Source organism: Bartonella sp. HY406 (assembly GCF_025449315.1).
Taxonomy (GTDB): Bacteria; Pseudomonadota; Alphaproteobacteria; order Rhizobiales; family Rhizobiaceae; genus HY038.
In genome coordinates this window covers 462,174-474,523 of sequence record NZ_CP104893.1, presented here as the reverse complement: position 1 = coordinate 474,523, position 12,350 = coordinate 462,174, and the positions used below count along the sequence as shown (strand labels likewise).

9 protein-coding genes are annotated in these 12,350 nt (G+C 40.5%); 2 read left to right on the top strand and 7 right to left on the bottom strand.

Annotated elements, in window-relative coordinates:
* Positions 1-39: 39 nt before the first annotated feature.
* A complete protein-coding gene (locus N6B01_RS01935; protein ID WP_262079680.1) occupies positions 40-717 on the bottom strand; it encodes an ABC transporter ATP-binding protein in 678 nt (225 codons plus the stop codon).
* Between the two features lie 465 nt (positions 718-1,182).
* On the opposite strand from N6B01_RS01935, the gene N6B01_RS01930 reads away from it, so the two are divergent.
* The gene (locus tag N6B01_RS01930) at positions 1,183-1,902 is read left to right on the top strand and encodes a Bax inhibitor-1/YccA family protein (protein ID WP_182418660.1); all 720 of its coding nucleotides are present in this window, start codon (positions 1,183-1,185) and stop codon (positions 1,900-1,902) included.
* 109 nt (positions 1,903-2,011) lie between these two features.
* On the opposite strand, the gene N6B01_RS01925 is transcribed toward N6B01_RS01930, so the two are convergent.
* The 5 genes from N6B01_RS01925 to N6B01_RS01905 form a co-directional block, all read right to left on the bottom strand.
* Positions 2,012-2,389: a TFIIB-type zinc ribbon-containing protein gene (locus N6B01_RS01925; protein WP_182418659.1), complete on the bottom strand. Its 378-nt coding sequence runs from the start codon at positions 2,387-2,389 to the stop codon at positions 2,012-2,014.
* Between the two features lie 192 nt (positions 2,390-2,581).
* Complete coding sequence (locus N6B01_RS01920; RefSeq protein ID WP_262079678.1) at positions 2,582-5,797, bottom strand: autotransporter outer membrane beta-barrel domain-containing protein; 3,216 nt, start codon at positions 5,795-5,797, stop codon at positions 2,582-2,584.
* A gap of 718 nt (positions 5,798-6,515) precedes the next feature.
* Positions 6,516-7,244 (bottom strand): arylesterase, encoded by a 729-nt coding sequence (locus N6B01_RS01915; protein WP_262079676.1) that lies wholly within the window; start codon positions 7,242-7,244, stop codon positions 6,516-6,518.
* Between the two features lie 262 nt (positions 7,245-7,506).
* A complete protein-coding gene (locus N6B01_RS01910) occupies positions 7,507-9,081 on the bottom strand; it encodes a peptide chain release factor 3 (protein ID WP_182418655.1) in 1,575 nt (524 codons plus the stop codon).
* Positions 9,082-9,212: 131 nt separating this feature from the next.
* The gene (locus N6B01_RS01905) at positions 9,213-10,874 is read right to left on the bottom strand and encodes a lysine--tRNA ligase (protein ID WP_262079674.1); all 1,662 of its coding nucleotides are present in this window, start codon (positions 10,872-10,874) and stop codon (positions 9,213-9,215) included.
* 420 nt (positions 10,875-11,294) lie between these two features.
* Here N6B01_RS01905 and N6B01_RS01900 point away from each other — a divergent pair, with 420 nt between their 5' ends.
* A complete protein-coding gene (locus N6B01_RS01900) occupies positions 11,295-11,705 on the top strand; it encodes a tellurite resistance TerB family protein (protein ID WP_182418653.1) in 411 nt (136 codons plus the stop codon).
* Positions 11,706-11,796: 91 nt separating this feature from the next.
* Here N6B01_RS01900 and N6B01_RS01895 read toward each other — a convergent pair whose 3' ends face one another.
* Complete coding sequence (locus tag N6B01_RS01895; RefSeq protein ID WP_262079672.1) at positions 11,797-12,339, bottom strand: sugar O-acetyltransferase; 543 nt, start codon at positions 12,337-12,339, stop codon at positions 11,797-11,799.
* Positions 12,340-12,350: the final 11 nt, after the last annotated feature.

Below are 12,350 nucleotides of genomic sequence, written 5' to 3'. Positions count from 1 at the left end.
CGTTTGAAGCAACCGTAACGCTATCATTTGGCTTCATGCTCATTGCCCTGCTTCAAGTTCGCCATTGCGCACATGGATTTGGCGGGCGCAGCGCGCCGCTAATTGATTATCATGGGTAACAAGCACCATGGTGGTGCCGTTGTCTTGCGCGCGCTTAAATAAAAGATCGGCAATATCTTGCCCTGTTGCGCTATCTAGGTTGCCGGTTGGCTCATCAGCAATAATAATTTTTGGTCTTGGCGCTAAAGCTCTTGCAATAGCAACGCGCTGTTGTTCGCCGCCTGATAGGGTTGCCGGATAATGGTTTAAGCGGTGGCCAAGGCCAACCGCTTCTAATTCTTGGCGCGCGCGATCAAAAGCATTTTTATCACCTGCAAGCTCTAAGGGAACAGCCGTATTTTCAAGCGCCGTCATATTGGGAATAAGGTGGAAGGATTGGAAAATAATACCAATATTGCGGCCACGAAACAATGCCGCTTCATCTTCATTTAACTTTGAAATATCGCAATCACTAATTAACACTTCACCGCCATCAACTTTTTCAAGCCCAGCAAGCACCATTAATAAAGTAGACTTTCCTGAACCCGATGGCCCGACAATGCCGATAACCTCACCTTTATTAATTGTAAGTGAAATATTTTTTAACACATGGACTTTTGAAGCACCCTCACCCAAGGTTAAATCAACATTTTTTAAAGCCACCAATAAATCTGCCACGAACAACTCCACTCACATAGATTTTAATGCATATGATTTTAGTTGTAAGCAAAAATAAGCCAAGTTTATGGTTAGCTTTAAAAAATCAACAAAATAATAGTAGCAAAGAAAAATAAACATCAAAATAGTGCAGCCGATCAATGAAGTTTTACACTTGATACTTTGTGAAAAAGCAAAAAAAGTTAAATTAAAGGCTTGTTTATAAAACTATAAATCGCCATAATAATAGCAAGGCATGCTGGAGTTCCGCCAGCGGAGCCTGGGAGTTTAATCAGCGCTTTGCTCTTATTTTAAAATTTAATGAATTTTTGCTATCTCTCAAATTTTAAGACAAGATGTATAGGTGTTAAAATGACGGACGAAATATAAATATCAATCCATCATAAAATTGGCATTTTTTAGCATTAGAATACTAAATTGCTTAAACGACCGACACCGGACGGAACGCACGCAAAGGATTATATTATGGCAGATTTTAATAATATGCGCACAACAACAATTGCGCGCGGCGATGCATCCATTGATCTAGGTTTGCGCAGCTATATGCTTGGCATCTATAACCTGATGATGGTTGGACTTGCAATTACAGGCATTATTGCAATGGCTGTTGCTTATTTTGCAGCAACCAATGTTGAATTTTTAATGTTCTTGTATCGATTTAATTTTATCCTAATTCTTGTACCATTTGGCGTTGCTATGTTTTTGCAATTCCGGATTGATAGTTTGTCGACATCAACAGCAAGAACTCTATTTATTGCCTATGCAGCACTGTTGGGTGCGTCTTTGGCACCGATATTCTTAGTTTATGATGTTGCCAGTATTTCACGCACATTCTTTATAACAGCGGCATCTTTTGGTGGTTTATCACTTTACGGTTATACAACCAAACGCGACCTTAGCCCAATGAGAACATTTTTAGTTATTGGTCTTATCGGTTTGGTTATCGCATTGCTTGTTAGCTTGTTTGTTGAATCATCAGCTATGGACTTCATTATTTCTGTTGCAGGTGTGTTAATTTTTGCAGGCTTTACCGCTTATGATACCCAAAAGATCAAAGAATTATATTATGCAGGCGACCATGACGAAACACGTGGTAGAAAAATTGTGATTGGTGCGTTGCACCTCTATCTCGACTTTGTCAACTTATTCTTGTTCCTTTTGCGTTTCCTTGGTAACCGCAATTAATATGAAGCGAATACAAATATAGTGTAAACAAGTATTGTATAAAAATTAAAGCCCCGTTTTCTTTTAGAAAACGGGGCTTTTTATTAGTTTCAGCCTATAGCTTTTATATTTAATCACCAAACTCAAATATCTCACTTAAGAATGATTTTTTACGGTTTTTCTTACCATCATGATAGCGGTCGTCATAACGATCTTTTTCATTATAGCGATCTTTTTCACTATAACGCCTGTCCCCATGTCTATCATCACGCGCACGCTCATCGCGATAGGAATCATGATGCGAACTTGCGGCTCTTGGCGGCTCATAAGACGTATCAGCCCGCCGATCACTCACATCCCGCTGGTTCATTTCCTGCGAGCCACGCTCTAAAATTTTATCCAATTCGCCACGATCAAGCCAAATACCACGACATTTTGGGCAGTAATCAATTTCGATACCACTGCGCTCACTCATGACCAGAGTTTCACCATCAATAGGACATTGCATTTTATCTTCTCCAATTTACCAATCTTCTATGTGGATATGAAGAAGGGCAATTAAAAGAGAACAAAACTAAATTACTGCAAATTGTGTGATGATATTGCAAAGCATCTTGCATGAAACTGGTATATTTGTGGCAATGAGCAAAATTTGCTATTTCACCCATTGCGATAAATTTTTAGGTGGGACTTTTAGCTTCTAAAATTGATATTTTATTTTAGCACCGCCGCCACCACCTTGACGTTGGCCAACAAAGCCTTGACCATTGACATTAATGCTAAGTGCATCATTATCAGCAATTGGATGGAACAAGAAACCGGCTTCAAAAATACCAGTTGAGCCTTTTAATGAGGGCTCTGCCAGACTTAAGCCATAGGCATTGGCGCTAATTGCACCATCAAACTCATATTCATATGCCGCGCCAATATAGGGCTTGAATTGCTGGCTATATGCATAGCTATAGCGCCCACCAAGTTGCATGCGCGAGCTGTTGCTTGCATCAAAATGCAACCGATCCTTGCCAATATTGACTGTATCGCCATCCATATGCATCCACAAATAGCGACCATAAACATCTAGTGCTTGCTTTTCATCAAAGTTTAAAACATAGGCAACAGCTGCATGGCCACCATAATAGGAAACCTTGCTATCATAAATACCGCGATAACCTTCGCCATCAATTAAATCATTGCTACCATCAAACTTATTGCGGGTTTTGCCGCCTCTTATTGAGGCTTCCACATAAAGGCCGTCGGCCTGATCTGCGGCAAGGCTTGCAACTTGGCCAAGACCGGTGCCATTAAACTCTATACGGCCAAAAATACCACCACCCTTATAATTTACATCACCATCAGCATGAACTGAACCATAAGTGGCAAAATTATTATAGGTATCATAAGTACCGTGACCATATTCAAAAAATGAACCAAGGGTTACTTTATGATTTGCCTTGGTTTCAAAACCGGTCGCAAGGCCAACCGCCATATTGAATCCATCAATATCAACATGACTACCGGTTTTGTAGCGCTGGGTTGAGCCATTAGCGATCATGAATGGAATAAAATGAGGACGATATATTTCATCTTCATTGGCGCGAACCATGATACGAATATTGTCAATGCCAGCAGTTGCAATCAAATCATTGGCTTGATTAAGGAAGGCAAGGCTGGCAATGCGCCCTTCTGAAAATGCTTTACTGCGTGGATTAATATATCCTGCAGGTTTTTGATCGGGAACAATTGGCTTGACATCAATGTCACCGCCACCACTGCCGCTTTCATTATTATCTGTGCCGCCAGTATCAGTATCAGTTTCATTACCATCGCTACCGTCAGTATCCGTTTCCTCACCATCGGTTTTACCATTGACTTTTAGCACAAATTTATTGTCATCAGTCACTTTAACGCTAACGTCATAGATAATGAATTGACCTTGAGTTACTTGGGTTGGCGCTGCGGTTGGAGTACCGACAGCCTTATCAATCATGGTGATTTCATCACCCTCATTTAACCGATTGCCATCATTCATCATTGCAATACTATGATTGGTATTATTTAAATTGACGGCATCATTGCCGGTAATATGGATAAGCACGTCATTATTGACGATAGAACTGGGCAATAGCCAATTATAATTTTCAAAATTATAAATACCACTGACACTGCCGCGATATTGATTAAGATTAAGTGTGTTACCGGCAACAACGCAGTCAAACTCATTATTGACTTCACCACTACCGCTTACGCTATAGCCACCATATAAGGATCCAAGAATAGTTAGCTGATCACCATTAAGTGTCACCTTATTATTGGTGACATGGCTTGCATCAACTCCATTAATTGCATAGCCACCATATAAAGAGCCATCAATAGTTGTAAGCCCTGATAATTCTATAGTATTACTAGCAATTGTAACGTCAATGGACGAGCCATAATTGCGAAGTGATCCGCCAATAACGTCTCCACCGATATGACTATCAGCAATGGAAACGGCATTGCTTAAAATATTGTTGTCGCTCGCCATACTTGTTTCGATAAGACCGCCAACAACTTCTAAGCCAATATCACTCCCCGATATGACCACCATATTATTTTGAGCAAAATTTTCAATTTTTTGCTCTTCCATGCCGCTACCGCCCGTAGCGAAACCACCATAAACTCTGGTAATTGAAGAACTATTGCTTATTTGAACTTTATTATCATTGGCTTGAAGGCTCTCGCCACCAAAAGCATAACCACCATAGATTTCAGAATTTGAACGCAGAATGCTATTCGAAACATTAACCTGATTACCGTTAACCAAGGCAGAGCCATATCGAATATAGCCTCTGCCGCCATAAATTGACGCAATACCTGTGACACCATCAACATCAACGCGGTTATCCAAAACTTGCCCTAAGGACGGGCTATAACCATTTAACTCAGCATTACCGCCTTGAATTTGTGAAGCACTTCCACCGCTTATAGCAACAGAATTGGCATTCACAATAAGACTGACCCCTTCAACATTGCTAAACACATTGCCGCCATTTACCTGGGTGACATCACTATTCAAAATCGTCACACTATTTTGCAACGCTGATGATGATCCGTAAACATTACTATAAGCACCATTGATACTGCCATCTACACGGCTATTAACAATATTGGCCCTATTTCCTTGTAGGTTAAAAATTTCATCAGCCGATAACATGCCCGAACTTTGAATATAGGCACCAGCAACTTGACCTTTAACATAACTATTTGTAATTTCGACAATATTATCATTCAATATATTGCTAATATTAGACATATAGTTGTAAATAAAAGCGCCATGCACATCGCCTTCAATCGAGCTATTTCCCGATATGGTAACGCGGTTTGCGCTAATATTTCTAGAAATATCACCGTTATAACCGTTCATTAATCCGCCATATACCGAGCCTGCTACCGAACTATTATTGTCAATAACAACACTATTACTCGTGACGTTTTCTGAATCCTCGCTATAGCCACCATAGACATTATTGCTAATCTTAGCATTTGAAAGATCAACTTGGTTATTTTGGACCATCCCCAACGTGCTAAAACCGCCATAAACGACAACCGCCGAACCGCCAGTCATGGTAATTTTATTATTTGAAATTAAAGATCCTTGATCGGAATAACCACCATAGACGGCAATATCACCGGAAAAATCATCGCCTAAACCATTTAAATCATTTATAAGAATAGAATTATCTGATTGGTCTGCACTATCATTAGGACCAACACTTTTTTGTGCCATCCCGCGCGCATCGTCTTGTAATTGGTCAAATTCACTGGTCGTACCATTATAGGTAATCGACGCTGCAAAAACCTCAAAAGAGAAAAAAGACGGCGTAAAACCTGAAAATAGAATTGTAGCACATAATAAACGACGAATAGAATTTTTCATTTTCGGATAGCCCGACACTTTCATATAGAATTTAAAAAAATAGAATATGTAATTTTAGTAAATACGGATGTTAATAATATTAAAATTGCAAATTTAATAAAATAAATAAGTTCTAAAATAAAGCGGTTGATTTTATTTTTTAAACAATTTTTTTAAAAAACTTAAATAGCGTTTGATTATATTAACAAGCTGCTATCCTTGTATTGGTTAAAAACAAGCATTAACCAAGCTAGCTAAACTTTAATTGACTTATGATATATTGTTAAATGGACTGCCATATTTACAACGGCTTCAACATAACTTCATCACATACAATATTGTTAACCCCAAGGATTTGCCCCCATTGGTCAAGACAATAGCTATGCGCATTTATCAATCCATGATTAAGTTACTATATAATCAGCAACTGCTCGCGGTCTATAGAAAACGGTATCAATAGATGTAAAATGTTCAATATGTTTGTAAATTCTAATTTTTGCCGCAAATAATTGCACTATAATGACGCATATCAAGCGTTTTTGATAAATTCGCAAAAAAAATTATTGGCACTTAGTCGAGCGCAAAGACTATTTGCAGCATTAATTTCATGAATGTAAAATTGATCTACTTTTATGATCTATACTAGGGTTAGCACCTATTTATTTAAAGAAACAAGCTCAATAAACATCAAAAATATATATTTTTGATGTAAAAAGGAAAAAAGCGCAAAGTATGAAAATTATTCACTATCCTGCAGCGGTTCAACACCAAGCTTTTGTAATTCTGCCTTTATGGTTGGCAAAAACCGATCTACCATAAGTTCAACCCCTTGCCTATTGGGGTGCATGCCATCACTTAGCTGATATTGGCTTTGTCCTGCGACACCATCAAGAAAAAACGGATAAAGGGTAACATTATATTTTTGTGCAAGGCGCGGATAAATAGCATTGAATTTTGTGACATTTTCTACCCCCATATTTGGCGCGGCCATCATACCTGCGAGCAGTACTGGAATTTTGCGGCTTTGAAGGCGGGCAAGCATTGCGTCAAGGTTTTGCTCGGTGACCTCTGGTTCAATACCGCGCAACATATCATTGGCACCAAGCTCAAGAATGACGAGTTTTGCGTCATCTGGTACCGACCAATCAAGACGGGACAAACCGGCGGTTGTGGTATCGCCAGAAACACCGGCATTATCAACAATGACTTCGTAGCCCTCACTGCTTAGTTTTTTTTCCAAAACAGCTGCAAAAGATTGGTCTTGCTCAAGCTGATAGCCAGCCATAAGGCTATCGCCAAAGCCAATTATACGAAATGGACTATTTGGAATAAGAGCTGGATCAAGATCTGTTGCCTGCCCCTCACCTATCGCATCAGATGGGTTATTATCTGCTTGTGCATGCGCGGTAAAACTTAAAAATAAGCTTAAAAAAAACGCGAAACTCGCATAATAAAGTTTTTGCAGCATCAATATAATCCATTTTACTGAGGTTACCATATTAAAAGGCAGTAACTCATCACTTTGTTTCTTTTCATTGCTGTCTAGCATACTAGAGATCAGCAATACTTTGCGGCTTATTTATGGGCTGTAGTAATATTATTATTTCAATAAAAAAGCACCATTTTACATTTTTGTAAAGCGGTGCTTGTTCATGGTCATAACCATCCAATAAAAATCAATTAGCATATAGCATTATTTATCATTGGGTTAGCAATTTATGCAGTTTAGACTAATTTGCTCGCACCTGATAATCTTTCACCGCTGCAAAGCGAATAGCTTTCCACCGCTCTGCTTCATAATTCAAAGAAAAGACATTTTGTGCCAAGAATACTGGATCATTATCAAGATCATGAGCAATGTCAGCGCGATGAGCTGCAATAAATTTATCTAGCTCTTCTTGACTATCTGCACTAATCCAACGGCAGATTGTAAAGCGAGCCACTTCAAAACCAACAGGCAAAGAATATTCAACCTTTAAACGCTCGGTCAATACATCAATTTGCAAGGCGCCCACCACGCCGACGATCGCCGGTGAGCCATCATCAGGCGTAAAGAGCTGAACAACCCCTTCTTCTGCCATTTGTTGCAAGGCTTCGCGCAGTTTTTTGGCTTTCATCGCATCGCCAAGGCGCACACGACGCAAAATTTCTGGCGCAAAATTAGGCACGCCCCTAAACAGCAAATCTTCGCCCTCGGTCAAAGTGTCACCAATACGCAGCGTACCATGATTGGGAATGCCAACCACATCACCTGCAAAGGCTTCATCGGCAATTTGGCGTGAACGTGCAAAGAAGAATTGCGGGGTTGAAAGGGTCATTGGTTTGCCGGTGCGCACCAATTTTGCTTTCATACCACGCGATAAAGTGCCAGAGCAAACACGCAAAAAGGCAATGCGGTCGCGATGGTTAGGATCCATATTGGCTTGAATTTTAAATACAAAGCCAGTCATTTTAGGTTCAACGGCATGAACGGTTCTTGTATCGGCCACTTGGTCACGCGGCTGCGGTCCAAAGTCCACCAGCGCATCAATCAAATCACGCACACCATAATTGCGCAGTGCCGAGCCAAAATAAACCGGTGTCATATGGCCTTCACTGAAAGATTGTAAATCAAAACGCTTACAAGCATCGCGCGCGAGAACCACACCATCCACAAACATATCCCGCTCATTTTCAGGCAGTAATTCTGCAGCCTCTTCCGGCCCGCTTACTGGTCTTGGCGTTTCTTCCTCATCCTTTTGGCGCACGCTATTTTCATGCAAGGAAAAGCTACCGGCAAAATTTTTACCTGCACCAATTGGCCAAGTAACTGGCGCAGTATCAAGTGCTAATTTTTCTTCAATCTCATCCAAAATTTCCAAAGGATCACGCGCTTCGCGATCCATTTTGTTAACAAAGGTAACAATCGGAATATTGCGCATACGGCAAACTTCAAACAATTTTAATGTTCGTGGCTCAATACCGCGCGCACCATCAAGCACCATGACCGCGCTATCCACAGCAGTTAAGGTGCGATAAGTATCATCGGCAAAGTCTTCATGGCCAGGTGTATCAAGAAGATTGAAAATACAATCCTTATATTCAAAGGTCATCACTGAAGTTACAACCGAAATACCGCGATCACGCTCGATATTCATCCAATCGGAGCGGGTTTGGATACGGTCTTTCTTAGCCTTGACTTCACCAGCAAGCTGAATGGCACCACCAAACAGCAAGAGCTTTTCAGTAAGTGTTGTTTTACCAGCATCGGGGTGGGCGATAATCGCAAAAGTCCGGCGCCGTTTGACCTCGCTGGCTTCACTCATCAAATTCTCCTAAAATTAAATTTGCGCGCTTAGCACGCAATAAAAGACGCCTTTGCTATGGCAGCGCATCTTAACTAAAATAAAACATGGCAAGAAGGCTCAATACCATAGGTATCGAGCCTAATTTACCATTAATTTAACAATTCACCATTTAAGGCTTGCTGAATGCGCTCGCGCGTTTCATTAATGCCATAAAGCGCAATGAACGAGCCAAAACGCGGACCGCGCTCTTGACCAATTAATACTTCATAAAGCATTTGGAAGAACATAACCGATACGCCGGGGCCGCCATCAGGGCCTTTTTTCGCGCTATCTTGATAGCGTTCAATCTCACGTGCCACGTCAAGCAAAGCATTTTGAATGATATTGCCATCAGCTTGCAAGTCAAGCGCAGCAAGATTTTTATCAATAGCTATTAATGTTTCACGCTCAACCTCATCAGGGGCGCGGAATTTTTTTGTAGGCTTAACAAAATCATTAAAATAACGAATGGCATAGCCAACAAGATCATCAAGGCTTTTATTATTTTCTGGCGTTACACCATCAGCATAGCGCGAGATAAAGCCCCAAAGCACATTTTTATTTTCAGCATTGGATGCACTCACCAAATTCAACAGCATCGCAAAAGAAACAGGTAAATCAATCGCCGGTGGATTACCATTATGCATATGCCAAACTGGATTATTTAAGCGCTCTTTCCAATCCTGACGACCATAGGCTGAAAGATAAGTATAATATTCATCAACCGCTTTAGGGATCACATCAAAATAAAGTTTTTTAGCGGTTTTTGGCTTTTGGAACATATAAAGTCCAAGGCTTTCAGTCGGTGCATAAGTAAGCCATTCATCAATGGTAAGACCATTGCCCTTGCCTTTGGAAATTTTTGCACCCTTATCATCAAGGAACAATTCATAATTAAAGCCTTCAGGCGGTGTACCACCTAAAACCTTACAAATTTTTGACGACAGGGTAACTGAATCGATCAAATCCTTACCAGCCATTTCATAATCAATGCCAAGGGCAGTCCAACGCATTGCCCAGTCAGCTTTCCACTGGCATTTTACTTTGCCACCGGTTACTTCTGTCTCAATGGTTTCACCTGTTTCAGGCTCAACATAGGTAATTGTGCCACGCGCTTCATCGCGGGCAATAATTGGCACTTGCAAAACCTTGCCAGAAAATGGGCTAATTGGCAAAAATGGTGAATAGGTAGCACGGCGTTCTTCACCAAGGGTTGGCAAAATAATGTTAATGACCTTGTCATAATTTTTAAGCATTAGTAGCAAGGTTTCATCAAAGCGACCTGATGTATAATAATCGGTTGCACTTGCAAATTCATAATCAAAGCCAAAGCGATCGAGAAAGGCTCGTAAACGCGCATTATTAGCCGCACCAAAAGATGGATATTCACTTAAAAATGGGTCAGGCACTTGAGTAAGGGGCTTACCGAGCGCTGCCTCTAACATTTCCTTATTAGGAACATTATCAGGCACTTTACGCAAACCATCCATATCATCAGAAAAACAGATAAGGCGCGTTTTAACTTTATTCTCGGTTAAAACATGGAAAGCATGGCGTACCATGGTGGTGCGGGCAACCTCACCAAAAGTGCCGATATGCGGCAGACCTGACGGACCATAACCAGTTTCAAACAAGACTTCATCAGGAAAGCCTTTTTTCTCATAACGTTTGACAATTTTTCGTGCCTCTTCGAAAGGCCAAGCTTTCGCATCACCTGCTAAAGTCACGCTTTCAGGGGATATAAGGAGGGTGGAGGAAAAATCGGACGCCATAGAAAGGTTCCCTAAATAGTGTTAATCGGCTTATATAAATGTGGTTGTAAGCAAAAGCTCATTGACCAGCAATAGGTTTATCAATTGATGATAATTAAACAAGTTTTAGATTATTTAACAACATCAATTTGTTTTCATTTACTCTTTTTCATAAATCTTGCAAGCCTACAACCGTCTTATCTATAAAAACTATCGATTTTTACAAGATTTCAAGCATAATTATCCCCTTTAAGCCTATAGATTTAACCCAAGCAATGCTGCTTTTTATTTATAAGATTATTCACACTATAAATTTGCACGGATTTTGACAAAAAAACAAAATGCGATAATAATCTCGTGTAAGAAGCTTAAAACCACTTTTAATAAAAGCATTTTATCTTTAAGCTAACATCAAATTCATAAATCACGAGGAAGATTGTAATGGCTGAGCTAACTCCCCATGAAGGTTTGATATTTGTCATGGTAACCACTGCGGCGGCCGATGCTGCAATGTCTGAGCGGGAATTGGCAAGCATTGTTACCATTGTAAACCATTACCCCGTTTTTGCCGGCTTTGATAGCGACCGTCTAGATGCTTTAGCGGCTGAATGCTTAGGGCACTTGGAAGAAGAAAGCGGTCTTGAACACATTCTTGACCTCGCGCATGAAGCATTACCAGAAAAGCTTTATGATACTGCCTATGCGCTTGCGGTTGAGATTGCCTCGGCTGATTTAAATGTTAATCAAGAAGAGCTTGAATTTTTGCAAATGATGCAAGATCGTTGGGAGCTTGATGAGTTAACCGTTGCCGCATTAGAGCGTAGCGCACGTTTACGTTTCCGAAAATTATAGGCGAAATTTTCAATTAATGGACCTTTTGTAATGGGCATTTTGCTATTTAAATATGAAACGCAAAATGCCCATTCATACTTGCTTTAAGACTTTAACGCACCCGCGCCGGCGAACCAAAAGCGGTGCAATTTGCCGGAATATCACGCGTAACAAGGCTTGCCGCGCCAATGGTTGCGCCATCGCCAATGGTAACGCCGGGCAATATAATACTTCCCGCACCAATCCAAACATTTTTACCAATTTTTATCGGCTTGCCATATTCAAGCTTTTGTTCGCGCAACTTAGCGTCAGTGGGGTGCGTTGCCGTTACAATCTGCACATTTGGGGCAATTTCACAGCCATCACCAATCTCAACACTGCAACCATCAAGAATGACACAGTTGAAATTAATGAAAACATCTTTGCCAACGGATATATTATAACCATAATCGCAATAAAAGGGCGAGCGAATGGTGACATTATCGCCCACACGTCCAAGGCCTTGCCGCAACAAGCTAAGCCGCTCATTATCATCCATGGCAAAAGCGTCATTTAAGGTTTTCATCCATGAAAAAGCTTGTTTGCGCTCTAAAATAAGTTCACCATCACTAGCATTATAAAGTTCACCAGCCAGCATTTTTTGCTTTTCACTCATATATCTATCCT

Excerpts from the sequence above, each read along its gene's own strand:
- N6B01_RS01930 (WP_182418660.1), top strand. The coding sequence starts at position 1,183 with ATGGCAGATTTTAATAATATGCGCACAACAACAATTGCGCGCGGCGAT.
- N6B01_RS01925 (WP_182418659.1), bottom strand. The coding sequence starts at position 2,389 with ATGCAATGTCCTATTGATGGTGAAACTCTGGTCATGAGTGAGCGCAGT.
- N6B01_RS01920 (WP_262079678.1), bottom strand. The coding sequence starts at position 5,797 with ATGAAAAATTCTATTCGTCGTTTATTATGTGCTACAATTCTATTTTCA.
- N6B01_RS01915 (WP_262079676.1), bottom strand. The coding sequence starts at position 7,244 with ATGCTGCAAAAACTTTATTATGCGAGTTTCGCGTTTTTTTTAAGCTTA.
- N6B01_RS01910 (WP_182418655.1), bottom strand. The coding sequence starts at position 9,081 with ATGAGTGAAGCCAGCGAGGTCAAACGGCGCCGGACTTTTGCGATTATC.
- N6B01_RS01905 (WP_262079674.1), bottom strand. The coding sequence starts at position 10,874 with ATGGCGTCCGATTTTTCCTCCACCCTCCTTATATCCCCTGAAAGCGTG.
- N6B01_RS01900 (WP_182418653.1), top strand. The coding sequence starts at position 11,295 with ATGGCTGAGCTAACTCCCCATGAAGGTTTGATATTTGTCATGGTAACC.
- N6B01_RS01895 (WP_262079672.1), bottom strand. The coding sequence starts at position 12,339 with ATGAGTGAAAAGCAAAAAATGCTGGCTGGTGAACTTTATAATGCTAGT.